Raw genomic sequence first — 263 nt, forward strand, 5'->3', positions numbered from 1 at the left:
TCCGCAGAGAGCCCGGCAAGCTGCGCTCGAGCGGCGTTCGCGTCGGCGCGCTTCTGGGTCAGCTGCTGCCGAAGGCCGGCGAGGCTCTGCTGCGAGGCGATGAGATTCTGGCGGCGGCGCTCCATCTCGACCTTGCTGACGAACCCGCGTTCGACGACCTTCGCGATCTGGTCGAACATCGATTGGTTCGATCGGACCACGTCTTCCTGCAACTGGATTTGGCCCTCGATGTCGCGCGCCTGCTGCGATGCGGTGGCCATTGC

1 protein-coding gene is annotated in these 263 nt (G+C 65.8%); it reads right to left on the reverse strand.

All coding sequences use genetic code 11. The features are described 5' to 3' along the window. On the reverse strand, nucleotides 1-263 hold a 263-nt coding region (locus ACNEUN_RS06280; RefSeq protein WP_463631581.1), incomplete at both ends, for a hypothetical protein.

The organism is Gardnerella sp. C0684A1, assembly GCF_055326835.1.